The sequence below is a fragment of the Streptomyces sp. NPDC026659 genome (assembly GCF_040638245.1).
In the GTDB taxonomy this organism is placed as follows: domain Bacteria; phylum Actinomycetota; class Actinomycetes; order Streptomycetales; family Streptomycetaceae; genus Streptomyces.
This window is the reverse complement of record NZ_JBEZXY010000002.1, coordinates 515,208-540,324: the sequence shown is the minus strand read 5'-3', so window position 1 is coordinate 540,324 and position 25,117 is coordinate 515,208. Positions and strand designations below refer to the sequence as shown.

21 protein-coding genes are annotated in these 25,117 nt (G+C 71.2%); 15 read left to right on the top strand and 6 right to left on the bottom strand.

The features are described from left to right. Positions 1-67 precede the first annotated feature (67 nt). The 3 genes from AB0E91_RS07045 to AB0E91_RS07035 are packed head-to-tail and all read left to right on the top strand — an operon-like array spanning position 68 to position 1,608. Positions 68-274 (top strand): hypothetical protein, encoded by a 207-nt coding sequence (locus AB0E91_RS07045; RefSeq protein WP_361776410.1) that lies wholly within the window; start codon positions 68-70, stop codon positions 272-274. Then, entirely contained in the window at positions 258-779 is a 522-nt protein-coding gene (locus AB0E91_RS07040; protein ID WP_361776407.1) for a DUF6879 family protein, read from the top strand. The genes AB0E91_RS07045 and AB0E91_RS07040 overlap by 17 nt, the downstream gene beginning before the upstream one ends. Next, complete coding sequence (locus AB0E91_RS07035; protein ID WP_361776404.1) at positions 769-1,608, top strand: helix-turn-helix transcriptional regulator; 840 nt, start codon at positions 769-771, stop codon at positions 1,606-1,608. Before AB0E91_RS07040 ends, AB0E91_RS07035 begins: the two co-directional genes overlap by 11 nt. Positions 1,609-2,264: 656 nt before the next feature. Here the strand turns inward: AB0E91_RS07035 and AB0E91_RS07030 are convergent. Both AB0E91_RS07030 and AB0E91_RS07025 read right to left on the bottom strand, forming a co-directional pair. Then, on the bottom strand, positions 2,265-2,570 hold the full coding sequence (locus AB0E91_RS07030) for a hypothetical protein (RefSeq protein ID WP_361776401.1): 306 nt from the start codon (positions 2,568-2,570) through the stop codon (positions 2,265-2,267). Between the two features lie 244 nt (positions 2,571-2,814). After that, the gene (locus AB0E91_RS07025) at positions 2,815-4,206 is read right to left on the bottom strand and encodes an FAD-dependent monooxygenase (protein ID WP_361776398.1); all 1,392 of its coding nucleotides are present in this window, start codon (positions 4,204-4,206) and stop codon (positions 2,815-2,817) included. A gap of 79 nt (positions 4,207-4,285) precedes the next feature. Between AB0E91_RS07025 and AB0E91_RS07020 the strand changes: the two genes are divergently transcribed. Further along, positions 4,286-4,936 carry a TetR/AcrR family transcriptional regulator C-terminal domain-containing protein gene (locus AB0E91_RS07020; RefSeq protein WP_361776395.1) on the top strand — a complete coding sequence of 217 codons (651 nt, stop codon included), beginning with the start codon at positions 4,286-4,288 and terminating at the stop codon, positions 4,934-4,936. Between the two features lie 83 nt (positions 4,937-5,019). Here the strand turns inward: AB0E91_RS07020 and AB0E91_RS07015 are convergent, their stop codons facing one another. The 3 genes from AB0E91_RS07015 to AB0E91_RS07005 all read right to left on the bottom strand — a co-directional run bounded on the left by AB0E91_RS07015 (position 5,020) and on the right by AB0E91_RS07005 (position 10,159). After that, on the bottom strand, positions 5,020-7,665 hold the full coding sequence (locus tag AB0E91_RS07015; RefSeq protein ID WP_361776393.1) for a glycosyltransferase family 4 protein: 2,646 nt from the start codon (positions 7,663-7,665) through the stop codon (positions 5,020-5,022). A 182-nt stretch (positions 7,666-7,847) separates the two neighbouring features. After that, positions 7,848-9,185, bottom strand: a complete 1,338-nt coding sequence (locus tag AB0E91_RS07010; protein ID WP_361776390.1) for a polysialyltransferase family glycosyltransferase — start codon at positions 9,183-9,185, stop codon at positions 7,848-7,850. Beyond that, a complete protein-coding gene (locus AB0E91_RS07005) occupies positions 9,182-10,159 on the bottom strand; it encodes a glycosyltransferase family 2 protein (RefSeq protein WP_361776387.1) in 978 nt (325 codons plus the stop codon). Before AB0E91_RS07005 ends, AB0E91_RS07010 begins: the two co-directional genes overlap by 4 nt. 198 nt (positions 10,160-10,357) lie before the next feature. On the opposite strand from AB0E91_RS07005, the gene AB0E91_RS07000 reads away from it, so the two are divergent. The 5 genes from AB0E91_RS07000 (at position 10,358) to AB0E91_RS06980 (ending at position 16,565) form a co-directional block, all read left to right on the top strand. Continuing rightward, positions 10,358-11,686 (top strand): DUF6716 putative glycosyltransferase, encoded by a 1,329-nt coding sequence (locus AB0E91_RS07000; RefSeq protein ID WP_361776384.1) that lies wholly within the window; start codon positions 10,358-10,360, stop codon positions 11,684-11,686. A gap of 329 nt (positions 11,687-12,015) precedes the next feature. Beyond that, positions 12,016-13,302 carry an N-acylneuraminate cytidylyltransferase gene (locus tag AB0E91_RS06995; RefSeq protein WP_361776381.1) on the top strand — a complete coding sequence of 429 codons (1,287 nt, stop codon included), beginning with the start codon at positions 12,016-12,018 and terminating at the stop codon, positions 13,300-13,302. 14 nt (positions 13,303-13,316) lie between these two features. Further along, the gene (locus tag AB0E91_RS06990; RefSeq protein ID WP_361776378.1) at positions 13,317-14,255 is read left to right on the top strand and encodes an N-acetylneuraminate synthase family protein; all 939 of its coding nucleotides are present in this window, start codon (positions 13,317-13,319) and stop codon (positions 14,253-14,255) included. A 715-nt stretch (positions 14,256-14,970) separates the two neighbouring features. Further along, on the top strand, positions 14,971-16,068 hold the full coding sequence (locus AB0E91_RS06985; RefSeq protein WP_361777339.1) for a hypothetical protein: 1,098 nt from the start codon (positions 14,971-14,973) through the stop codon (positions 16,066-16,068). A gap of 98 nt (positions 16,069-16,166) precedes the next feature. Next, positions 16,167-16,565 (top strand): hypothetical protein, encoded by a 399-nt coding sequence (locus AB0E91_RS06980; protein WP_361776375.1) that lies wholly within the window; start codon positions 16,167-16,169, stop codon positions 16,563-16,565. A gap of 13 nt (positions 16,566-16,578) precedes the next feature. On the opposite strand, the gene AB0E91_RS06975 is transcribed toward AB0E91_RS06980, so the two are convergent. Beyond that, on the bottom strand, positions 16,579-17,229 hold the full coding sequence (locus tag AB0E91_RS06975) for a class I SAM-dependent methyltransferase (RefSeq protein ID WP_361776372.1): 651 nt from the start codon (positions 17,227-17,229) through the stop codon (positions 16,579-16,581). A 592-nt stretch (positions 17,230-17,821) separates the two neighbouring features. Between AB0E91_RS06975 and AB0E91_RS06970 the strand changes: the two genes are divergently transcribed. The 6 genes from AB0E91_RS06970 (at position 17,822) to AB0E91_RS06945 (ending at position 25,116) form a co-directional block, all read left to right on the top strand. After that, the gene (locus AB0E91_RS06970) at positions 17,822-19,075 is read left to right on the top strand and encodes a M20 family metallopeptidase (RefSeq protein ID WP_361776369.1); all 1,254 of its coding nucleotides are present in this window, start codon (positions 17,822-17,824) and stop codon (positions 19,073-19,075) included. A 439-nt stretch (positions 19,076-19,514) separates the two neighbouring features. After that, positions 19,515-20,570, top strand: a complete 1,056-nt coding sequence (locus AB0E91_RS06965; RefSeq protein WP_361776366.1) for a BMP family ABC transporter substrate-binding protein — start codon at positions 19,515-19,517, stop codon at positions 20,568-20,570. A 208-nt stretch (positions 20,571-20,778) separates the two neighbouring features. Continuing rightward, positions 20,779-22,305 carry an ABC transporter ATP-binding protein gene (locus AB0E91_RS06960; RefSeq protein WP_361777336.1) on the top strand — a complete coding sequence of 509 codons (1,527 nt, stop codon included), beginning with the start codon at positions 20,779-20,781 and terminating at the stop codon, positions 22,303-22,305. Further along, complete coding sequence (locus AB0E91_RS06955) at positions 22,302-23,429, top strand: ABC transporter permease (protein WP_361776363.1); 1,128 nt, start codon at positions 22,302-22,304, stop codon at positions 23,427-23,429. The genes AB0E91_RS06960 and AB0E91_RS06955 overlap by 4 nt, the downstream gene beginning before the upstream one ends. After that, the gene (locus AB0E91_RS06950) at positions 23,429-24,718 is read left to right on the top strand and encodes an ABC transporter permease (RefSeq protein WP_361776360.1); all 1,290 of its coding nucleotides are present in this window, start codon (positions 23,429-23,431) and stop codon (positions 24,716-24,718) included. The genes AB0E91_RS06955 and AB0E91_RS06950 overlap by 1 nt, the downstream gene beginning before the upstream one ends. Further along, positions 24,715-25,116, top strand: a complete 402-nt coding sequence (locus tag AB0E91_RS06945; RefSeq protein ID WP_161178717.1) for a cytidine deaminase — start codon at positions 24,715-24,717, stop codon at positions 25,114-25,116. The genes AB0E91_RS06950 and AB0E91_RS06945 overlap by 4 nt, the downstream gene beginning before the upstream one ends. The last annotated feature ends 1 nt before the right edge of the window (position 25,117 follow it).

The following is a 25,117-nucleotide window of genomic DNA, read 5'->3' as shown; positions in this document are numbered from 1 at the left end:
CATGTCCCCCCGCCGTACCGTCGTGTGCAACGGCCCCAGCAGGGGCCACACACAAGGGGGTTTCAGCATGGCCCGCGAGGAACTGACCCGCCTTACCGGCAACGGAAACGGCACCTGCAACAACGACGACTGCCCCAACGTCTACCGGACCGCAAGCGGCTCCATCGTCGTCCAGGGCGACGTATCCGACGCCTTCCTGCCGCCCCACGGTGAGGGCCTGGTGGAAATCCCCGAAGCGGTCCTCAAGGAGGCTGTACGTGCTCTTGGATGGTGAGGCGTGGACGGCACGAATGCAGGGCTTCCGGCGGGAAGCCTGGCGCCTTGAAACGCTCCCCTGGTACAGGGTTCCGAGCGAGGACGGGGATATCCGGGACTTCCTTGCGGGGCACCGGATTGATCCCGCGCACTACTCGTCCGGCTACACGGACGGCCTTCGGCGAATACGGGCCGAAGGGAAGTCCAAGGGGCGAGTTCACGTCGTATCGAGGCCCCTCACGGACTACCTCCGGTTTGAGTTCATGTACTACGCGGTTCATGCTGCGGCCGGTGACGATGTCCGAATCCTGGACGTGACCGACCGGCCCAACCCCCTTTACGGGGTACAAGACTTCTGGCTTTTTGACCGGTCGGAAGTCGTGCTCATGAACTACGCGGCAGACGGAACGCAGATCAACCGGGAAGTCTTCGAGGGGGACGTAACCCCGTTTCTCGAATATCAGCGCATCGCCTTGGCTGAGTCGGTGCCCTTTGAGGAGTACGTGAAGGGCCTTGACGTTTGATCCAGAGGAGCTAGGCCAGTCGAGATCAGACCTGGCGGAGGAACTGCGCAGTGAGCGGAGGCGGGCCGGGATCACTCAAACCCGGCTCGCTCAGCGCTGCAACATGTCACAAACCAAAATCAGCAACATTGAGGGCGGGAGACTCACTCCCGCCATTGTTGACGTTGAACTGATCCTTGAGGCTCTAGGGACTGAAAGTCCCGCCGCGACAAAAATTCTAGCCCTGGCCCGGACGGCGAACACGGAATGGCAAGGCCTGTGGGCCTCCCGCCGCCGTGGCATTGACAAGAAGCAAAATGAGCTGGCCCGTCTGGAATCCGCGACGGCGGAGTTTCGCTTCTTCCTGCCGACCATGATCACGGGCCTACTGGCAACCCCGGATTATGTGCGGGCGAGTCTCACCCGAAACCCCGGCAACATGTCCAAGACCGTGGCCAAAAAACTAGAGCGTCAGCAGGTCCTCACGGACCCGTCAAAATCCTTCACCTTCCTACTGACGGAGCAGGCCGTACGGTGGCCGCTGGCCTCACCTATCGCGATGTCTATGCAGCTCGACCGGCTCGTTTCCGTCTCACGCATTCCAACCGTACGACTAGGCGTGATCCCCCTCGGAATGGCTGGGCCTGTCACGGAGACACCGCTGAGCGTCTTCACCATTTACGACCGTCGCCTGGTCCAGGTGGAGACGCACACGGGGGCACTTATTCTCCGCGATCATAGGGATGTGACCGCGTACCGAGACGATTTTGAGCGGTACGAGTCGTACGCGCTCTTCGGGGACGAGTGCCGAGAACAATTGAGCGACTGGGCCGTCGGGTTCCGTTCGTGATCTTTACCCGACAACGCGAATGAGACGGTTGCCGCCGTCCTGTATCCGGCAACATTACCGAGACGATGGGAAATCTCGGGAAGAGGTCACGGAATGGGTCCGACGGCACCGGCAGACACGACCGACGCACGGCAGTGGGAATACATCACCTACGCCCCTAAGGGCGAGATGTGTCCGGCTTGCCTGCACAAGATCGAGCCGCTTGAGCAGGTGCGGCGCGGAAGTATCGAGAGGCAGTCCGGCCCGCCGGTCGTGGTCTATCGGCACATCGACTGCCCTCGGGGGTGATCGGCCCTGCCAATACCCCGTACTGACTACAGAGGCCCCGACGCCGGCCGGGGCCTCTCTCTTGTCGGAGGAGCCCCGTTACGCTGTCCCTTATGGAAGGGCCCGTTGGGGACCGGGGCGCCTGGGGAGAGCGTGAGGACATTGAGTAGACATCAGGCAGCCCCCGCAGGGGCTGTGTGGGAGCTTGAAGTAAACGGCATCACATACCAGTTGATGAAACTTGATGATGGATCGTACGCGGTGAGCGCTGAAGGCTGGGCCGTCACCGGGTGCGTAAACGAACTAGCCGCTATGGGTGCGATCCTGGACCGCATCGGGGAGCGCCAGGAAGCTCCTTAGGGGCTGAAACGGCGAAGAAATTCCGCTCCTCATCGCTGCCAGAGGAAGGCGGCTTCGCCGCAGGGGTGGCAGTGGAAGACGTAACCGCGGCCGCATCCGCCGAAGTTGACGGAGGTGGCGAAGTCGGCTCCCTCTTCCAGTTCGGCCGTGAAGGTCATACGAGTCGCGCAAGAGGGGCAGTCGGGGGTTTCGTCACCCAGCCGGCCCAGAACGGGCTCCGCGGCCGGGGTGCCGGCCGGGTGGGGGCGCAGGGCGGTCACCGCGCCGAGGAGCGCCTCGCTCTCGGCCGGGACGGTGGCCGCCGACAGGGGACCTGTGAAAGGCGCGGTTGGCACCGCCGGTGGCGTCCCAGTCGTCACACATGCCCGGGCCGTTCTGGCAGAAGAAGACCGCGACCACCCCCGTGTCGAGGGGCAGATGGGCGAGGAACTGCAAGGGCCCCTCACATTCACGGCAGTTCGGCCAGCGGAATCCCTCCGGAACCAGTGGCACGCCCCCCCCGTGCGCAGGACGGGACCGTCGGCTACGGCTCCTCCGCCGTTGATCAGCAGCATGGCCGAAGCCTAGGCGCAGCACCTCCTAGGACCCGGCCCGCCCGACGCGGGCCAGGTAGTCCCCGATCCCCTCGGCCGAGTCGCCCGCCCAGCCCACGTATCCGTCGGGCCGGACGAGGAAGACGCCGGGGCCGTAGGAGGCGGGGGCCGCCGGGAGTGAGCGGATGCCGTCGTGCGGGGCGGGGGCGCCGAGCAGGGTCCAGTGCGGGCCCCGGAAGGCGTCGAAGAGGCGTACGCCGTCCACGCGGCCGTCGGGTGCGCGGTCGCCCGCGCGGATGCCGGAGGGGTTCCGGCGGGTGTCCTCGGTGAGGGCGGAGTCCGGGTAGCCGAGGCCGAGTTGGACCGTGGCCCTGCCGCGCCGGACCTCGCCCCGGTGGACGCCGGTGGAGAGGTCGAGCATGGCGGCGGCGTTGGCGCGGCGCTCGGTCCCGTAGGTGTCGAGCAGCGCCTCGGGGGCGCCGTCGCGGAGCACCGCGCCCAGCTTCCAGCCCAGGTTGTAGGCGTCCTGGACGCTGGTGTTCAGCCCCTGCCCGCCCGCCGGGGAGTGCACGTGCGCCGCGTCTCCGGCGAGGAGGACCCGGCCCGCGCGGAAGCGGTCCGCGAGGGCGGCCCTCGGCCGGAACTCGGAGGCCCAGCGCAGCTCGGTGACGTCCTCGGGGGCGAGGTGGGTGTACGCGCCGACCAGCTTGCGGATGCCGTCCAGGGTCAGGTCGAGCACGGTGTCCTCGGGGAGCCTCGCCGCCAGCTGGAAGTCGTCCGTCCCGGCGAGCGGGCAGAGCATCATGCCGGTGCCGCCCTCGCCGGGGAAGGTGTGCCAGTGCTCCCGGCCGAGCCCGCGCACCCGTACGTCCGCCACCAGGAACGGGCTCGGGTCCACGCTCCCGCCGGTCATGCCGATGCCCACCGCGCGCCGTACCGCCGAGCGGCCGCCGTCGGCCGCGACCAGATGGCGCGCGCGGATCTCCGTACCGTCCGCGAAGTACGCCGTGACGCCCTCCGCGTCCTGCGCGAGGTCCGTCAGCTCGCGCCCGAAGGCGACCGTGCCGCCCAGCTCGGCCAGGCGCGCGGCGAGGATCTCCTGCGTGCGCCACTGGGGGACCATCCAGGGCTCGGTGTACGGCGCGCCCTCGTCCGGCTCCACGGGATCGAACATGGGCGCCGCGCCGACCTGTTCGCCGTCCTTCCAGATCACGCGCGGCGGGTACGGGCCGCCGCTCGCGCGGATCGCGTCGAGCACGCCGAGGTCGTCGAAGACCTCCATAGTGCGCGGCTGGAGCCCCTTGCCGCGCGAGCCGGGGAAGAGCGTCGCCGCCCGCTCCACGACCAGCGCGTCCACGCCGCGCCGGGCCAGGTCGACCCCGAGGGTGAGCCCGGTCGGCCCGGCCCCCACGATCAGCACATCCACCAGGGCATTCACGGCATATCTCCTTAACGTCGTTAAGTGCGGCCGCTCACCAGGGTGCCCTTAACGGCGTTAAGGTGTCAAGCTGTTCCCCGTGAGCACGGAACGACGCGCCCCTCTCGACCGCCGACGGGTCGCGGACACGGCACTCAGGCTGCTGAACGAGACCGGCCTGGACGGTCTGACCCTGCGCGCCATCGCCCGGGAACTGGACGTCAAGGCCCCCGCGCTCTACTGGCACTTCAAGGACAAGCAGGCCCTGCTCGACGAGATGGCGACCGAGATGTACCGGCGCATGGCGGCCGGTGTCGCGCTCGACCCCGCCGACACCTGGCGGGAACGGCTCCTCCACACCAATCGCGGCCTGCGCGCCGCCCTCCTCGCCTACCGCGACGGCGCCAAGGTCTTCAGCGGCTCCCGCTTCACCGGCACCGAGCACGGGAGCGCCATGGAGTCCCATCTGCGCGTCTTCACCGCCGCCGGTTTCACCCTGGCCCAGGCGGTCAACGCGGCCCGCACCGCGAACATGTACACGATCGGCTTCGTCACCGAGGAACAGGGCGTCCGCCCCCTGCCCGACGAGCGCCGCGAGGGCTACGACGTCGAGGAACGCGCCCGCAGACTCGCCGAGTTCCCCCTCGCCGCCGAGGCGGGCAGCCTGCTCTTCGACGACTACGACGCCCAGTTCGAGGAGGGTCTTGAGCTGATCGTGACGGGGATCGGGGCGCGGTACGGCCTGAAGTGAGGGCCCGGCCCGGCCCCGGTATACGCCGTGGAGGCGGCCGGGGTGAGCCTCCCCCGGCCGCCTCCACACAACAGCGGAAAGATCTACTCCGACTTCAGCAGCCGGGACGAGCGGTTGCCGAGCTGGATGCGCACCGACTCCTTGCGGGCGAGCTGCCGTATGGCCCTGCCCCGGGCGCCGAGCAGGTTCGCGACGCGGGCGACCTCCACCCACACCCGGCCGCGGTCGCCGCCCGCCATGGCCGCCGCCGCCAGCAGACGGCACGCCTCGGCCGGCTGGCCCCGCCGCGCCCGTATCTCGGCCATGCCGACCAGGACGTCCACCGGCTGTCTGCGGCGCAGTATCTCGGTGCCCACGCGCAGCGCGTCGTCGTGCCGGCCCGCCTGGAAGTGGCGGGTGAAGTCCTCGGCGAGGAAGCTGCCGCGCCGGGCGAGCAGCGCGGCGAACGGGCTCTCCTCGCCCTCCTCCGGTTCCCCGTCCCGGTGCGCCTCGTCGCCCGGGCCCGGAAGCCCCAGCGCCGTCGTCATCCGGGCGGTGAAGGCCGGGATGTCGAACAGCTCCTCCACGTCCTGGTACTGGCTCTCCGAGATCTCCTCGTCCAGCACCCGGCGCAGCGCCCCGAGCGCGGCCTCCGGGGTGTACTCGGCGAACGAGCGGTAGCCCGGCACGCCCTCCAGCACCTCACGGGAGCCGACCCGGTGATAGGTGACCGTGCGCAGCCGCTGCTGCACCGCCTCCACCACCGACAGCGGCATCGGGTCGTCCACGCTGGACAGGAAGAACACGTCGGAGGCGGCGAGTTCCTCGCGCACCCGGTCGCGGGAGAGCGCGCCCAGCCACTCCACCCGGTCCGACAGCAGCGTGGACGTGCCGATCCGCCAGGTCCTGTGCCCGATCCAGGTGAACCGCCACGGCAGACCCTGGGCGTACGCCAGTTCCGCGACCCGGGAGAACAGGTCCAGGCCCTTGCGGTCCTGCATCGAGCCGACCATGACGATGCGCGGCCGCTCACCCGGCGTACGGCGGGCCCGCTCGCGGTGGGTGTCGCGCGGGACGGTGTTGTAGACCACCACCGGGTCGATCACCCCGAGCGCGCGGAACATGTCGGCCTGCGCGGTGGACACGCACAGCACCTTCAGGCCGGGCAGCAGCGCGAGCAGCTCCTGATGCCGCAGAGTGTGTTCGCCGCCCTCGAAGTTCATGACGTACTCGGTCTCGTGGGCGTACAGCGCCACCGACTTGCCCGCGTCCTTCAGTGCCCGCACCAGCTCGCCCGCCAGCGGTGAACGCCAGAACGGCGCCAGGCTGTTGACGAGCACGACCTCCACGTCCGCGAGGTCGCCCATGACGTCCTCGGCCCGGGTGTAGGCGCCGAGGTCGAAGTAGCGCACGTCGACCGGGCTCTGCGCCAGCAGCGCCTGGGTGTAGGTGAGGACGGGGATCGCCACACCGGTGACGTAGGAGAAGCCGAGGCCGAGCACCGCGAGGGAGCGCGGCCGCTCCATGCGCCGCCGTACGTCGCGCAGCGCCCGCTCGGCGCGCGGCAGGGTGTCCTCGTCCTCCTCGGCGGAGGTCCAGCGGGGGGCGGGCCGCTCGGCCGGGACGGCGGCCTCCTCGACGATGGTGAGGACGCGCTCGGGCACGTCCTCGTGGAAGCCGATGAAGTGCTCGACGGGCTCGCCGTGCACATTGGCCGCGAACTTGCCCGAGCGCTGGAGGTCGGCGACGACGTCCGTCAGTTCTCCGACCGTGCCGACGTTGCGCAGCAGGGGGTGGTTGACCGTCGGGAAGACGATGTTGAGCGGGGGCGGGCTGAAGAGGATCAGCGGTGTGCCCGCGCGCAGGGTCTGGAGGTAGGTCGTGGAGAAGAACGTCACCGCGAGGTCGTAGCCGTCCAGCGCCTCGGCGTCGAGCAGGGCCTTCTCGTCCAGGACCGTCACGTCGGGCAGTGTGTGGAGCCAGTCGAGGTGTCCGCGCAGGGTCGAGGGGTGCGGCTTGATCTCCACGGAGCCGAACCGGGCCAGTTCCGCGCAGAGTTCGGTGAGCTGGGCGCGGTGGTCGGCGCGGGAGAGCTTCTTCTGGTCGCCCAGCGGCTGGTCCAGGACCACCATGCGCAGCGGCTCGCCGGGGTCCTTGGCGTGCCGGTGGGTGGTGGAGCGGGCCGCGCGCAGCAGCACCGGGTCGTCGCTGTGCCCGAGGGCGCCGGTCAGATGCACCGGCACGTCGGCGTCCGCCGTGCGGAACAGCAGGTGCTGTGCGGTGGCCGGACCCCAGACGCAGACGGCGGCGGGGCGGGACGAGCCGTAGTACCAGTTCTGGTCGTGGAGCCCGGCGTCGGTCCGCTTGAAACGGAAGTCCAGGTGGCCGTCCTGCACCAGGACCAGCGGCAGGGTGCGCCCGAGGGCGCCCGCGACCCGGCGGCCGCGCTGCGACTGGTCGTTGAAGAACACCAGCCGGTCGATGCCCTCCTCCGCCACGAACGCCCGTATGCGGTGGCCCAGTTCCTCCAGGAACTCGGCGTCGCTCAGCGGCTCGTCCACCACGAAGAGGTTGCGCACCGCGAGGCCGTCGAGGCGGGCGGCCGCCTCCTCCTCGATCCACCCGGCGACGTCCCCGTCACGGTCGGCCGTGACCAGGTGGAAGGAGTGGGCTTCGGCACCCGGGGCCCGCATGATCCCGGCGGCGAGCCCCACGCCGTTGCGGTTCTCGGCAAACACAGCGATACGCATGGATGTATCAGTCCACTCCGAATACTGGGCAGAAGAATTCTGGGGAGAAGCGAAGGAATCCGGGAAATGACGGCGTTCCGGTCGGGACATGAGCGCGAAGGAAACAGAGGTGCCCTCTTCGTGAATGAAATACGACCTCGTTTTCCCGGAGGGGGAATCCCGGGGAAATTCCCGGTGAACGGTCAGCGGCGTACGGACTTGCGCAGGTGTCGCGCTGTGCGGGCCATACGGCGGACCGTGGCGTTGCGCGGCAGGAACGCGAGCCGGCCGGGCACACCGCCGGGCAGCGCCAGGGAGGTCAGCCGCTTGCGCCGGAAATAGCGCAGGGTGCCCGCGTCCAGGTGTCCGGCCAGATAGCGCGCGGTCTCCCCGCGCAGCCGGTGCAGGATCTTCGGCTGCATGGTGAAGCCCACCGCGCGCACCAGCTCGCCCAGCGCCGCCACCGGCCTGCCCCGCCGCCCGGTGAGCACCGCGTCCCGGTCCGCGAGGTCCGGCAGCAGCGCGTCCACCACGGCCACCGGGACGCGGTTGCTGTTCTCGTACGGGTTCAGCCGCTCCAGCAGGGTGCCGGTGCCGACCCGGGCGACCGGCAGGCCGTACAGCTCGGCGGCGGTGAGCAGCGCGGTCGAGAAGCAGCCGACGACCAGTGCGGGCCGCAGCCGCTGGTACAGCACCTCGGCGAGGACGGGGGTGTCCAGCACCGTGAGGCTCACCCCGAGCCGCTCCGCCTCCTCCTCCAGGGTGCGCACATGGCGGGCCGGTGCGGTGGGATGGGGCTTGAACACCGCTGCGGTGTGGCCGAGTTCGACGGCGCCGCGCAGCATCCGCACATGCAGCTCCTCCTCCTGCTCGGGGGTGAGGATGCCGAGCGCGGAGAGGTACTGGCCGAGCAGGAGGGCGGGTTCGCCGGGGATCTCGGGCAAGTCCGTGTCGTCCGAGGCGAGTTCGCCCAGGATTTTGAGGAAGGCCGCCGTCGGCACGGTCTCCGGGGACACCCCGAACTCGGTGAGCAGCAGGGGCTTCAGGCCCGGCACCAGGTCCAGGTGGAGCAGCCGGTCGATGCGGGTGCCGACCAGCGGGTCGATCCTGTTGCGGGTGGGGCCGTAGCTCATCAGGCCGTCGGCGTAGACGGTGACGGGGGCGCCGTGCAGGATCTGGGCGAGCGCGAGGGACGGGTTGACCTGGATCGACTCGACCGCCAACTCCACGTCGCCATCGCCCAGTTGCCACTCGTGACGCAGATACCGCTCCCACAGCGGCAGGTCCTCCGGGCGCGGGGCCCAGACGCCGGGGTGGAAGGGGAAGATCGCCGCGTTGTACGAGACCACCTCGTCGAACCGGTCGCGCAGCCGCTCGAAGCCCGGCATCGCGTCCAGGCCCGGCATCGTCTCGGGCATCGCGGCGTTGTTGCAGACCAGCAGGATGCGCCGGTCGGCGTCCGCGAAGCAGCCCGCGTCCAGGGCGGCGGCGAGCGTGGCCGCGCCGTAGAGGGTGGACGCCTGGAAGATCTGGGTCGTCACGCGGCGGCTCCCAGCGTGGCGGGACGGCGGCGCAGCCGGCGCAGCAGCGTGGCGCGGTCGAGGTCCATGGAGTCCAGGGCGTCGCCCAGCACGTCCTGCGGCATCCGGCGCAGCGCGGCGGCACTCATGGATTTCAGCTTCTTCGCCACGGTGGGCTCGAACCTTTCGACGGAGCCCAGATGGTGGGCGATGATCGCGCAGTAGGTGCGTACGGCCTTCGGCAGCAGCAGGGCCGCGTCCGCGTCCCGCGCGGTCTCCTCCACCACCTGGTCGAAGGCCCGGACGAAGTCCAGCTGCCGTACGTCCCCGATCTGGGTCAGGGACGAGGCCACCCCGCGCCGGTAGAAGACGCCGAGGCGGGAGACCACCGCGAAGGACTCCGCCTCGCGGTGCAGCCTCCAGATCCAGGGGCGGTCCTCGGCCGTGCGCAGGCCGTCGGTGAAGTGGAGCAGGCCGCGGTCGAGGAGGCGGCGGTGATAGACGCCCGCCCAGGCGTAGGCGTAGTCGACGGACGTGGTCCGGTCGGCGGGCAGGATCGCGTCGCGCGGCCGCAGGACAACACCGCGCCGCCCGTGCGGCACCCGGTGCACCGTACGGACGCGGCCCGTGCACTGGACGTGGTCCGTGCGCACGAAGTCGCAGCCGAGGCGCTCCACGTCGGCCAGCAGCCGTTCGTAGTAACCGGGCGCCAGCCAGTCGTCGCCGTCCAGGAAGGTGACGTACTCGCCGCGCGCGGCGTCGATGCCGGTGTTGCGCGCGGTCGCCAGACCCTGGTTCCGCTCGTGCGCGAGCAGCACCGCGCCCGGCAGTTCGCGCTCCGCGCGCGCGAGTATGTCCGCCGTCCCGTCATGGGAACAGTCGTCGACGAGAAGGAACTCGAAATCGTCGCGCGCGTTGGCACGCAGACTCCTCAGAGTGTCGGGCGCGTATTGCCGCACGTTGTAGAACGGCACGATGACCGAGAGCTTGACCACCCGCGAGACGCTAGGCGGCGGCCCGGCATTCGCCCTGAAGAGCGGTGGGATATCAGGTGAACGAAGCCTGGCGATGCCGTGAACCGAACCGAATTCCGCCCCGAACGCGCGCCGAACGACCGTCCGTCGATGTGCTGTTAACCGTTTGTTGCATTCCGGTTGGGCCGCACCTCGAAATGGCTTCCTAGCGTCTGCGGCGTGCCAGCAATCACCACCGAACCCCTGAGGATCGCCGTCCTCGCGGATTCCGACACCCGATGGAAATGGGGCGCGCTCACCGCGCGACGCCTCGCTCCCGCCGGTGCGGAGATCCGGCTCGACGGCTTCCTGCTGCGCGGCCGGGCCACGCCGACCGCCCGCCAGCTCGAGGAGACCGGCGCCCACGCGGACAGCCTGCGCGAGGTGACGGCCGTGGAGTTCGTGCGCGCCATGGCCGGGGAGCGCTACGACGTGCTCGTGCTCGCGCTGGTCGGCGGGGGTGTGCAGGCGATGCTGCACGGGCTGCGGCACGCCTGGGGGAGCGGGCCGCGTCCCGTGGTCGTCACCGGGTACGTCGGTGTCGTCTACGAGAAGCTCGCCGACGGACTGCTGCTGCGGCACGGCGCCGATCTGGTGCTCGCCAACTCGGCGCACGACGCGGAGCGGTTCCGGGACGTGTACGAGGGGGTCGGCGCGGACGCCTCGGCGGTGACCGAGGTCGCGCTGCCGTTCCTCGACGGGGCGCCCTACAGCGGTCAACACGCGCCGTTCACCGTCGTGTTCGCCGCCCAGCCGTCGGTGCCCGCCAGTCGTGCGGACCGCGCCTATCTGCTCGGCCGGCTGATCGGTCACGCCCGCCGCCACCCCGGCCGCGAGGTGCTGCTCAAGCTGCGCTCCAAGCCCGGCGAGCACACCACGCACATCGAGGAACTGCCGTATCAGAAGCTGGTCCGGGGGATGGACGCGCCCGCCAACTTCCGCCTGGTGTACGGCCACATGGGCGAGGTGCTCGACCGCACCGACCTGCTGGTCACGGTCAGCTCCACCGCCGCCCTGGAGTCGCTGCACCGGCGCGTCCCGACGGCCGTACTCACCGACCTCGGGGTGCGCGAGGCGCTCGGCAACCACCACTTCATCGGCTCCGGGTGCCTGACCTCCTGGGACCGGATCGACGCGGGGGAGCTGCCGAAGCCCGATCCGGCGTGGGTCGCCCGGCAGGGGGTCGCGGCTGGCGGCACCCCCTCGGGGGGAGGCTCCTACGAGGCCGCCTTCGACGCCGCCCGCGAGCGCGTCGCCGCCCTGCTGACCCGCCCCGGCGGCCTGCCGCCGCTCGACCCGTACTACACGGCGGAGACCGCCCCCGGATACCTCCCCGGCATCCTCGCCCGCCACCACCTAGGCCCCGATGGCGCCCCGCTGCCCGGCTCCCCCGCCGCCGACCGGGCGCCCGGACCGGTGCGCCAGATCGTCCGCCGCGCGGCGCGGGGTGCCTACCGGCACGGGGTCCAGCGGGTGGCTCCGGTGATCCGCCGGATGGGGGAGCTGTGACGGACCCGGCCGGGATGCCGCGCGGCGGGCGAGCGGCGAGCGGTTCTGGCTGCATCCCGCGACTTGTGGCGAGCGGTTCCGGCTACGCCCCGCGTCTTGCGGCGAACGGTTCCGGCTGCACCCCGCGTCTTGCGGCGGGCGGCTCCGCCTCCACCCCGCGCCCTGCGGCGAGCGGTGACCGTCCGGGCCCGGGCGCCGCATCCCGGACCGCCGGGCAGGTCCCGCACGACGGGCGGCCGGGGACCGGCTCCGCCCCAGCCCGGCGCCCCGTCGCCCGCCCCGCCCATACCTCCACGCTCCCGCCTGAAGGATCTGAAGGAGACGACCCCATGTCCAACCCCGAAGCCCCGCGCAGCACTTCGCCGCGCCGGGTGCTCGCGGTGATCCCCGCGCGCGGCGGCTCCAAGGGGGTGCCCGCGAAGAACCTGGCGCCCGTCGGCGGGGTGCCGCTGGTGGCCCGCGCCGTCCGGGAGAGCCTCGCGGCGGCGCACGTCACCGACGTGGTCGTCTCCACCGACGACCCGGCCATCGCCGCGGCCGCCCGCGCCGCCGGTGCCGACGTGGTGCTCCGCCCGGCCGCCATCGCGGGGGACACGGCCACCTCCGAGGCCGCCGTGCTGCACGCCCTGGACGCGTACGAGGAACGGCACGGCACCACCGTCGACGTGGTGCTGCTCGTGCAGTGCACCAGCCCGTTCGTCGCCCGCGAGGACGTCGACCGGGTGGCCGCGGCCGTCGCGTCCGGCGCCGCCGACACGGCTGTCACGGTCGCCGCCTTCCACGGCTTCGTCTGGCGCGACGGCGACGGCGACGGCGATGACGACGGCAACGGTGACGGCAACGGCAACGGTGATGTCAACGGGGCTGCGGGCGACGGCGGTTACGGCGTCAACCATGACAAGTCCGTACGCCCGCGCCGCCAGGACCGCCCGCAGGACCTGCTGGAGACCGGTGCCGCGTACGCGATGGACGTGACGGGCTTCCGTACCCACGGCCACCGCTTCTTCGGCCGGACCGAACTCGTCCGCACCGACCCGGCCCGTGTGCTGGAGATCGACGACCCGCACGATCTCGCCCGGGCCCGCGCCCTCGCGCCGCTCCTCGACACCGAGCGGCCCGGCGCCCTCCCCCGCCACGACGACATCGACGCCGTGGTCCTCGACTTCGACGGCACCCAGACCGACGACCGGGTGCTGATCGACTCCGACGGACGGGAGTTCGTCTCCGTGCACCGCGGGGACGGACTCGGCATCGCGGCCCTGCGCGACAGCGGCCTGAAGATGCTGATCCTGTCCACGGAACGCAACCCGGTGGTCGCCGCCCGCGCCCGGAAGCTGCGGCTTCCCGTGCTGCACGGCATCGACCGCAAGGACCTCGCCCTCAAGCAGTGGTGCGAGGAACAGGGCATCGCGCCCGAGCGCGTGCTCTACGTCGGCAACGACGTCAACGACCTCCCGTGCTTCGCCCTCGTCGGCTGGCCCGTGGCGGTCGCGGGCGCCCACGACGCCGTACGCGGCGCCGCGCGCGCCGTCACCACCGTGCGCGGCGGCGCCGGTGCGATCCGGGAGGTCGCCGGCTGGCTTCTCGGACCCTCGCTCGAATCCCTCCCCCGTTAAGGAAACACCCTCACATGAGCATCAACTCCCGTATCCGCAAGCTCGGTTCGCGCGAGGCCGGCCCCGGCCGCCCGGTCTACGTCACCGGTGAGATCGGCATCAACCACAACGGCGACCTGGAGAACGCGTTCAAGCTCATCGACGCCGCCGCCGAGGCCGGGTGCGACGCCGTCAAGTTCCAGAAGCGCACGCCGGAGATCTGCACCCCGCGCGACCAGTGGGACATCGAGCGCGACACGCCCTGGGGCCGGATGACGTACATCGACTACCGCCACCGGGTCGAGTTCGGCGAGGACGAGTACCGCCGGATCGACGAGTACTGCAAGGAGAAGGGCATCGATTGGTTCGCCTCCCCGTGGGACACCGAGGCCGTCGCCTTCCTGGAGAAGTTCGACGTGCCCGCCCACAAGGTGGCCTCCGCCTCCCTCACCGACGACGAGCTGCTGCGCTCGCTGCGCGCCACCGGCCGTACGGTCATCCTCTCCACCGGCATGTCCACCCCGCGCCAGATCCGCCACGCGGTCGAGGTGCTCGGCTCGGACAACATCCTGCTCTGCCACGCCACGTCCACCTACCCGGCCAAGGCCGAGGAGCTGAACCTGCGCGTGATCAACACGCTGGAGAAGGAGTACCCGAACGTCCCGATCGGCTACTCCGGCCACGAGACCGGCCTGCAGACCACGCTGGCCGCCGTCGCCCTCGGTGCCGTCTTCGTCGAGCGCCACATCACCCTCGACCGCGCGATGTGGGGCTCCGACCAGGCCGCCTCCGTCGAGCCGCAGGGCCTGACGCGCCTGGTCCGCGACATCCGCGCCGTCTCGGCGTCCCTCGGCGACGGCGTCAAGAAGGTCTACGACTCCGAGCTGGGCCCCATGAAGAAGCTGCGCCGCGTCACCGGCGTCGTCGCCGAGGCGGACATCGCCGCGGCGGCGGGCGAGCCGGTCACGGTCTGATCCCTCAGCCCGACACCCCTCCCGGGACGGTCCCCCACCGATGAGTTCCCCACACGCCCACACCCTCGCGTTCGTCGAGAGCCCCGTGCAACTGCTGAACGTACTGGAGTGGGCCCACGTCCAGGGCCTGGGTCCGGCAGCGGCCCGCGCCACGGGAGCGGGCCAGGGCTCGCGCCCGGCGACGGGTCCGGCTCAGGGCCCGCGCACTGTGGCGGGTCCGGTTTCGGGTCCGGCTCATGGCTCGCTCCCTGCGGCGGGTCCGGTTTCGGGTCCGACTCATGGCTCGCGCACTGCGGTGCCCCACCTGGCGGGGGACCATCCCCAGGGGCCGGATCCGGCGGCGGCCCACGCGCGGGATTCGTCCCCTGCGACGGGCCCGGCCCCGGGCTCGCGCTCGACGGGGGGCCGCGCCCCGGGCCCTCACCCGGCGGGGCCCCGCTCGCAGGACCCGCCCCCGCCTATGGGGTCGGCTCCGGCGGCGACTTCGGCCCGGCATCCCGAGCCGGGAGCGCTTCCCGGGCAGCCGTCGTCCCAGGGCACCGAGCGGCGGTTGTCCTCCGGCTCGACGGCGTCCGGGGCTTTCGAGGTGGGGTTGTCTCCCCGTATGACCCCGTCCGAGGCTTCTGAGGCGGCGCCGCCTCCCCGCACGACCCCGTTCCGGGCCCCCGGCCCTGGGCCGCTCTCCGAGCGCGCCCCGAGCCAGGACCCCGGAGGGGTGTCGCCTCCCGCCCCCGAAACCGACCGTCCGCCCCGGCCCGCCCCGCTCCCGTCGTCCCCGGCCGGGCGGGGACGGCGGTCTTCGGGGGGCGGGGGAGCGGGGGACGCGGGGGCCGACGTACCCGGGGAAGCCGCACCCGGACTGACCCTCGTCGTGCTCGCGCCCACCGATCCCATGACCCGGGGCCAGCTGCGGCGGATGGCCGATCTGGCGCGGGACGAGGGGTATCGGGTGCGCTGGGAGGAGGCGCGGGGCGGCGCCGGGGCGCCGGTGCAGACGATCGGGGCGCTGGCGGGGCCGTTGCGGCGGGCGGAGCGGATCGTCATGGGCGACCCGTTCTCCCGGTACGTGCAGCTCCTGCTGACCATCACCCGCGCCCGCGACCTGGTCGTCGTGGACGATGGGACGGCGACGATGGAGTTCGTCGCCCAACTGGCCCGGGGCGAACGGCTGGTGCGCTGGCACCGCAAGGGCGGCCGCCCCGGCCCCCGCGATCTGCTCTTCGCGCCCGTGTCGGCCACCGCCCGCCGCCGGCTCACCCCGGTACCGGGCCGCCGCGTCGAGGTCTTCTCGGCGATGCCGGTGACGGAGACCCCCGAGGGTGTGACGGTCACCGCGAACGACTTCACCTGGACCCGCGCCCGCTTCGGACCGCCCCGCATCGCCAAGGGCGCCGACCTGGTCGGCACCTCCCTGGTGGAGACCGGCGTGGTGGACGTCGACCGCTATGTGGAGGCCGTACACACCCTGGCCAAGACCCATGGCGCCACCCGCTACTTCGCCCACCGTCGCGAAAGCACCGCCAAGCTCCACCGCTTGGCGGGCGAGACCGGTCTGGAGATCGTCCGCCCCGACCTCCCCCTGGAACTGATCGCCCGCCGCGGCCCCATCGGCCGTACGGTCCTCAGCTTCCCCTCCACCGTCGTCCACACCCTCCCCCTCGCCCTGAAGGGCACCGGCGTCCGCGTGGCCGTCTGCGACGTGGACCCCGACTGGCTCACTGAGCACGCCTCACCGCGCGCGCAGGGCTTCCTGTCGGGCGTGACGGGAACGGCCCGGGACGTGCACCGGCTGGCTTCGGTGCGGATGGCGTAGGGAAACGGGGCCCGGCCGTCGAAGGGCCAGGCCCGGCCGCAGAGGTCCGGCCGCCGAAGTCCGACCCCGCTGTCAGTGGGTGCTGCGATTCTGCCCGGATGACTCCCTGGAACCTGCTGGACCTCGACCGGGCACTGCGCACGAGCTGGGCCGCCGACACGTGCTCCCCCGACGACCTGCCCGACTGGCGCCCGGCCAACCCGGCCTGGGGACACTGCGACATCACCGCGCTGCTCGTCCACGACCTCTTCGGCGGCGAGCTCGTGGTCGGCGAGGTGCATCTCGACGGGGTCCAGCACGGATACCACTGGTGGAACCGGCTCGCCAACGGCATCGAACTCGACCTGACCCGCGAGCAGTTCCAGCGCGGGCAGACCATCACCACGCTCCGCGTCGTCGAGCGTCCGCCGGGCCCGGCGCTCCGCCGCTGGGCCGAGTACCTGCTGCTGCGCGAGCGGGTCGCGGCGCACCTCGGCCCGTTGCCGGAGCCGAGCTGAAGCGCGGACCCGCCTACTTCCGCGCCAGCACGAACCCCCGCGCCCGCTTCTCGTCCTCCTGCGGCTCCCGCAGCAGCGTCGCCACGGGGGTGAGCCCCGCCTCGGACAGCAGCCCCGCCATCTGCTCCGGCGTGCGCCAGTAGTAGTCGAGGTCGATGTCGTGGCCGAAGCGTTCGGCCAGATGGAGGTGGCCGGTGTCCGTACGGGCCTGGAAGGCCAGCAGGACGTGGCCGCCGGGCACCAGCGTGCGGCGGAAACCGGCGAAGACGGCGGGCAGGTGCGCGTCGGGGACGTGGATCGTGGAGTAGAGGGCGAGGATGCCGCCCAGGGTCCCGTCCGGCAGATCGAGGGACGTCATCGAGCCGACGTGGAACCGGATCCGGGGGTGCGCGGCGCGCGCGAGCGCGACCATCGCGGGGGAGACGTCCACCCCGAAGACCGGTACGCCCAGCTCGTGCAGATGAGCCGTGACATACCCCGGCCCGCTCCCCAGATCGGCCACCGGCTCCGGCCCGTTGGCCACCACCAGCCGGACGAAGGACGCCACCAGCGCCTGGTCCAGGGGGTACGTCAACGAGGACGGGTACTCGGCGGAGTAGTCCTTGGCGATCGCGTCGTAGGAGGAACGGGTGGCATGCAGAAAGCCGGTGTGCGTGTCGGTCACGCCCCCGCACCCTACTCCGCCGCGGCTCACCAGAACCCCGGCAACCCGAGCAGGCACCCCCTTCCCGCCTCCGCGTGCACGACACGGGCCCCCACGCGCCACCTCCACCCACGCCCCGCCCCCAGCTCCGCTCAAACCCCGCCCCCGCGGCGGCCTCGCACTCGCCCCGCACGAGCCCGTCTCCCGCCTGCGGCCCGACCTTGTCCGAGCCCCGCCCCCAACCCCACTCAAGCCCCGCGCCGGCGGTCTCGCGTCCGACCCGGCACGGGCCCCGTCTCCGCCCCGCAGTCCAAGCCGCGCCCCGAACCTTCGCCCAAGCTCCGCCCGAGCCCCGCGCACGCGGCCGCGCACCCCCACCCCGCTCAAGCCCCGCGCACGCGGTTCCGCCGCGCCAGGTCCGGTTCGTGGACAAAGCGAGCGGGGGCGCGTCAGGCGTGGTATCCGTGGAAGGAGAAAGAAAGGTTTTACCCACCCAAGCCCACCGCCATGCGTCCGCCGGTCGGATTTTCTTCCCTCTCACGGGCTGAACTTTTGTTGATCGAGGGTCAGTTGACCGGCCGGGCGTCCTACCCTTCAGAGGGTGAACCGATTGATGCTCCGAGAGACCGAGGCCGACCTGCCCGGGGATGTGCTCCCCGGCGCGCTCAGCGCGTCCCTGCACGCCGAACTCGTAGAGTTCCGCCGCGACTTGCACATGCACCCCGAACTGGGCAACCAGGAGTTCCGTACGACCGCCGCGATCAAGGAGCGGCTGGAGCGGGCCGGGCTCACCCCCCGCGTCCTGTCCACCGGAACGGGTCTCATCTGCGACATCGGGCTCACCGAGGGCCACGGCAGCCGCATCACCGACGACGGCCGCCCCGCCGCCCCCCTGCTGGCCCTGCGGGCCGACATCGACGCGCTGCCCATCCCGGACACCAAGACCGAGTGCGCCTACCGGTCCACGGTCCCCGGCCGCGCCCACGCCTGCGGTCACGACGTGCACACCACCGTGGTCCTCGGCGCCGGCCTGGTCCTCGCCGACCTGCACGCCAAGGGGCTGCTGTCCCGCCCCGTACGGCTGATCTTCCAGCCCGCCGAGGAGCAGTTGCCCGGCGGCGCGCTCACCGCCATCGCGGACGGCGCGCTCGAAGGGGTCGGCCGCATCCTCGCTCTGCACTGCGACCCCAAGGTCGAGACCGGCCGGATCGGCCTGCGGCACGGGCCCATCACCAGCGCCTGCGACAAGCTGGACGTCGCGCTGGACGGCCCCGGCGGCCACACCGCCCGCCCCCACCTGACCACCGACCTGGTCACGGCGGCCGCCCGCGTCGTCACCGACGTGCCCGCGGTGATCAGCCGCCGCGTCGACACCCGCAGCGGCCTCGCCCTGACCTGGGGCCGTATCGAGTCGGGCCACGCCCCGAACGTCATCCCGCAGCACGCCGAACTCTCCGGCACCGTCCGCTGCCTGGACCTCGACGCCTGGCGCGACGCCCCCGACATCGTGCACGCCGCCATCGACGAGGTCGCCGCCCTGCACGGCGCCAAGTCCGAGATCACTTACGTGCGCGGCGTGCCCCCGGTCGTCAACGACCAGGAATCCGCAGAGCTGTTGCGCCGCGCGATGGTCGCCCGCCGCGGCCTGGACTCCGTGGAGAGCACCGAACAGAGCCTGGGCGGCGAGGACTTCTCCTGGTACCTGGAGCACGTCCCCGGCGCCATGGCCCGCCTCGGCGTCCGCCGCCCGGGCGAGCGCACCGTACGCGACCTGCACCAGGGCGACTTCGACGCCGACGAGAACGCGATCACGGTCGGGGTGGAACTGTTCACCGCCGCCGCCCTCATGGAGGCGCCGGAGCTCTGACGCGCGGCGCGGGCGAGCCGCCGTACGAACCCCTGCGCGTGCCCTCGTACGAGCCGCCTCCCAGGCCGTTGTGCGGGCCACCACCCAGGCCCCGTACGCGCCACCATCCAGGCCCCCGTACGGGCTACCACCCAGGCCCTCGTGCGAGCCGTCGTACACCACCCGGCCCCCGGCACCACGCACACGCCGCCCGCCCGCGCAACACACCCGCAAGCCATTTGTTCCGCCCCCGAAACAAAGGCATGACACACCTGCCAGGCCGAGTTCAGACCCCGTTTGCCTCGGTTCGATAACGGCTGCCCGAGAGGTGTTTTTCTGACATCTACGCGCGTTACGATTCCGCGAGCCGACGCCGCCGGGGCGCTCGGCCGGAGCACCGCTCCTTGGTGCTCACATGAAGCGCCGTCGTGGCGCTCAGGTCAGGTGAAGGAGCCTTCCCGTGCGCCGGGTAGCCAAGCTTTCCGCTGCGTGTATAGCGACCGCAGCTCTTGCCCTCTCTGCCACCGCCTGTGGCAGCACCTCCACCGAGAACGACAAGGCCTCCGCCTCGTCGGGCGACGGCAAGGGTGTCAAGATCGGTCTCGCCTTCGACGTCGGCGGCCGTGGTGACCACTCCTTCAACGACTCCGCCGCGCGCGGTGCCGACAAGGCGAAGGGTGAGTTCAGCGGTTCCCTCAAGGAGCTGACCGCGAAGACCACCGACACCGAGGCCGACCGCGAGCAGCGTCTGTCGGACCTGGCGGACGCGGGCTACAACCCGATCATCGCCGTGGGTTACGCCTACGCCGTGTCGATGGACAAGGTCGCCGTCAAGTACCCGAAGACCAGCTTCGGCATCGTCGACTCGGTCGTGAAGGCCAAGAACGCCGACAGCATCACCTTCACCGAGGAGCAGGGCTCCTACCTCGCCGGTGTCGCCGCCGCGCTGAAGACCAAGACCAAGCACGTCGGCTTCATCGGCGGTGTCGACGTCCCGCTGATCAAGAAGTTCGAGGCGGGCTACGCCCAGGGCGTCAAGGACACCAACCCGAAGATCAAGGTTGACGTCCAGTACCTGAGCCACGGTGCGGACACCTCCGGCTTCGCCAGCCCCGACAAGGGCAAGGAAGCCGCGCAGGGCATGCTGGACAATGGCGCCGACGTCGTCTACTCGGCGGCCGGCTCCTCCGGCAACGGCGCGATCGAGGCCGTCAACGGCAAGAAGGGCGCCTGGGCGATCGGCGTCGACTCGGACCAGTACAACATCCCGGGTCTGGCCAAGTACAAGAGCTCGATCCTGACCTCGGTCGTCAAGAACGTCGACGTCGGTGTCTACGACTTCATCAAGTCCGTCCACGACGGCAAGCCGCTGACCGGCAACAACGTCTACTCGCTGGCCCAGAACGGCGTTTCGCTGGCCACGAGCGGCGGCTTCATCAACGACATCCAGCCCAAGCTGGACGCCGCGAAGAAGAAGATCGTCGACGGCTCCATCAAGGTCAAGACCACCCCGTGATCTGACCGGTCCACCAAGGACCATGGCTCGGCGTGGGGGCGCCTCGAAAGACGCCTCCCGCCGAGCCATAACAATGTGTCAACTCTACGCGTGTAGTACCGAGTTGCCGCGCTAGCGTCGCCGACGCCTGCCCTCCCTCCCCCAACGCAGCCCCTTTCCCCGAGGAGAGTGCGCCATCAACGCGTCCAGCCCTCCCGCTGCCGTCGAACTGCGCGGCATCACCAAGCGTTTCCCCGGCGTCGTCGCCAACCGCGACATCGACATCACGGTCCGCACCGGCACGGTTCATGCCCTGTGCGGCGAGAACGGCGCCGGCAAGTCCACCCTGATGAAGATCCTCTACGGCATGCAGCAGCCGGACGAGGGCACCATCACCGTGGCCGGCGAACAGGTCGTCCTGAACAACCCCGGTGACGCCATCGCGCGCGGCATCGGCATGGTGCACCAGCACTTCATGCTCGCCGACAACCTCACCGTCCTCGAGAACGTCGTCCTCGGCGCCGAGAAGCTCTACGGCATCGCGGGCAAGGCGCGCGCCAGGATCAAGGAGATCTCCGACGCGTACGGCCTGAACGTCCGCCCCGACGTCCTCGTCGAGGAGCTGGGCGTCGCCGACCGCCAGCGCGTGGAGATCCTCAAGGTCCTCTACCGGGGCGCCAAGACCCTGATCCTGGACGAGCCCACCGCCGTCCTGGTGCCCCAGGAGGTCGACGCCCTCTTCGACAACCTGCGCGAGCTGAAGGCCGAGGGCCTCACGGTCATCTTCATCTCCCACAAGCTGGGCGAGGTGCTGTCGGTCGCCGACGAGATCACCGTCATCCGGCGCGGCACCACCGTCGGCACCGCCGAGCCGAGCAGCACCACCCCCAAGCAGCTCGCCGAGCTGATGGTCGGCAGCGAACTGCCCACGCCCGAGACCGAGGAGTCCACGGTCACGGACGTCCCCATGCTGGAGGTCTCCGGGCTGCACCTCGCCCAGAAGGACCTCGACGGCGTGGAGCGGGTCATCCTCGGCGAGGTGTCCCTCACCATCCACAAGGGCGAAGTCCTCGGCATCGCGGGCGTGGAGGGCAACGGCCAGTCCGAGCTGGTCGAGGCGATCATGGGCATGCGCGCCCTGGACGCGGGCGTCGTGGTGCTCGACGGCGACGACATCTCCGCCGTACCCACCCGCCGCCGCCGCGAGGCCGGCATCGGCTACGTCCCCGAGGACCGCCACCGCCACGGCCTGCTCCTGGAAGCGCCGCTGTGGGAGAACCGCATCCTCGGCCACGTCACCGAGCGCCCCAACTCCCGCCGCGGCCTGATCGACATCAAGGCCGCCCGCGCGGACACCGAGCGGATCGTCGCCGACTACGACGTGCGCACCCCCGGCATCGACGTGACCGCGGCCTCGCTGTCCGGCGGCAACCAGCAGAAGCTGATCGTCGGCCGCGAGATGAGCCACGACCCCAAGCTGCTCATCGCCGCCCACCCCACCCGCGGTGTGGACGTCGGCGCGCAGGCGGCCATCTGGGACTACATCCGCGAGGCCCGCCGCGCGGGTCTGGCGGTCCTGCTGATCTCCGCCGACCTGGACGAGCTGATCGGCCTCTCCGACACCCTGCGGGTGATGTTCCGCGGCCGCCTGGTCGCCGACGCCGACCCCGCCACGATCACCCCCGAGGAGCTGGGCTCCGCCATGACCGGTGCCGCCTCCGGCCACCTGGAGCACACAGAGGACGCCGACCGATGAACAAGCTGACCTCACGGATCGACAAGGAGCGGCTGTTCCTCGGCATAGCCGCGCCGCTGCTCGCGATCGTCGCCGCGCTCGTGGTCACCGCCCTGGTGATCCTCGCGACCGGCAAGAACCCGGGCGCCGCGTTCAGCGACATGGTGACCTACGGCTTCGCCAGCGACAGCCAGGTCTACATCCTGAACAAGGCGACGACGTACTACCTCGCGGGTGTCGCGGTGGCCATCGGCTTCCGCATGAACCTGTTCAACATCGGTGTCGACGGCCAGTACCGCCTCGCCGCGTTCGTCGCCGCCGTCCTCGGCGGCGCGCTGACCGTGCCGGGCTGGCTCGCCATCCCGCTGATCATCCTGTGCGCCATGGGAACCGGCGCCCTGTGGGCGGCCATCGCGGGCGTCCTCAAGGTGACCCGGGGCGTCAGCGAGGTCATCGCGACGATCATGCTGAACTCGATCGCGACCGCGATCATCGGCTACCTCCTCCAGCCGGGCAAGCTCGGCCACCTCGACGAGGCGGGCACCCTGGTCTCCACCAAGCCGCTGCCCTCCTCGTCCTTCCTGCCGAACTTCGACGCGGGCCCGGCGGGCATGCTGGACAGCCTCATCGTGCTGGCCGTCCTGGTCGGCGTCGCCTACTGGTTCGTCCTCGGCCGCACCCGCTTCGGCTACGACCTGCGCACCGTCGGCCAGTCCGAGTCGGCCGCCGCCGCGAGCGGCGTCAGCGTCAAGAAGATGATCGCCACCAGCATGATCATCTCCGGCGCGGTGGCCGGTCTGATCGGCATGCCGACGCTGCTGAACGACGGCCACCAGTTCGACAACAGCTTCCCGGCGGGCATCGGCTTCACCGGCATCGCCATCGCGCTGCTCGGCCGCAACCACCCGATCGGCATCGCGCTCGGCGCCCTCCTGTGGGGCTTCCTGGAGCGCACCACCAACCACCTGGAGTTCCAGGGCTACGACAAGGAGATCCTCGGCGTGATCCAGGGCGTCATCGTCCTGTGCGTCGTGATCGCCTACGAGGTCGTCCGCCGCTACGGCCTCAAGCGCCAGCAGCAGCGGGTCGGCGCCGAACTCGCCGCCCAGGCCGCCAAGCCGACCGAGATGCAGGAGGTGGCGTGATGACCGCCACGATGACGGACGCGCCGCCGCCCACGGCGCCCAAGGCCCCGGGCAGCGCCGACAAGCGCCCGGGCCGTTCCACCACCCGGCTCTTCCTGGTCATCGCCGGTGCCCTGCTCCTCGTCGCCGTGGTGCGCCTGATCACCGGCGCCAACCAGCTGACCTCCGAGGGCCAGGTCAACGCCGCCCTCGGGCTCGCGGTGCCGATCGGCCTCGCCGGTCTCGCCGGTCTGTGGTCCGAGCGGGCCGGTGTGGTCAACATCGGCCTCGAGGGCATGATGATCCTCGGCACCTTCGGTGCGGGCTGGATCGGCTGGCAGTCCAGCCCCTGGCTCGGCCTGCTGTGCGGTATCGGCTTCGGCGTCCTCGGCGGCCTCGTGCACGCGGTCGCCACGGTCACCTTCGGCGTCGACCACATCGTCTCCGGTGTCGCGGTCAACCTGCTCGCGCTCGGCGCCACGCAGTACCTCGCCAAGCTGTTCTTCGCCGGCGGCAAGGCCGCCGAGGCGGGCGGCAACCCCAAGCAGTCCCCGCCGGCCGACTCGCTCGGCGACATCACCGTGCCCGGTCTGTCCGACGCGCTGCACTCGGTCGAGCAACACCACTGGTTCCTCATCTCCGACATCGCGGGCATTCTCGGCGGTATCGTCACCGACGTGTCCGTGGTGACGATCCTGGCCGCGCTGCTCTTCGCCGGCAGCTGGTGGGTGCTGTGGCGCACGCCGTTCGGCCTGCGTCTGCGCTCCTGCGGCGAGAACCCGGTCGCGGCCGAGTCCCTCGGCGTCAACGTCTACCGCTACAAGTACGCCGCCGTCGCCATCTCCGGCGGTCTCGCGGGCCTCGGCGGCGCCTTCCTCGCGCTGGTCACCTCGCACACGTACCTGGAGGGCCAGACCGGCGGCCGCGGCTACATCGGCCTCGCGGCGATGATCTTCGGCAACTGGCGGCCCGGCGGCCTGGCCATGGGCGCGGCCCTGTTCGGCTACTCCGACGCGCTCCAGCTGCGCAACGGCGGCGTCACCGTGCACGCCCTGCTGCTCCTGCTGGTCGTCCTGCTCGCCGTCCTCGCGGGCTGGAAGCTGTACCGCAAGGCCCTGTGGCAGGGCATCGTCAGCGCCGTCGTCGCCGCCGTCGTCCTCGTCTGGTACCTGCTCACCGACGAGGTCCCGAGCGACTTCGTGGGCGCCACGCCGTACGTCGTCACGCTGCTCGTGCTCTCGCTGTCCGCCCAGCGGCTGCGGATGCCGAAGGCGGACGGCATGCGGTACCGGAAGGGACAGGGCAAGTGACCACCGCGACCGCGTTCGACTGGGAGGCGCTGCGCGCCGAGGCCCGCGAGGCCATGGCCCATGCCTACGCCCCCTACTCCGGCTATCCGGTCGGAGTGGCGGCCCAGGTGGACGACGGCCGCACGGTCACCGGCTGCAACGTGGAGAACGCCTCCTACGGGCTCGGCCTGTGCGCCGAGTGCGGGCTGGTCTCCCAGCTCCAGCGCACCGGCGGCGGACGTTTGACACACTTCACCTGTGTGGACGGCACCGGCGCCCTCCTGGTGCCGTGCGGCCGCTGCCGTCAGCTGCTGTACGAGTTCGGCGGTCCCGGACTGCTGCTGGACACCCCCGAGGGCGTCCTCCCGCTCTCCGAGATGCTGCCCCAGGCCTTCGGCCCGGACCATCTCACCAAGTAAG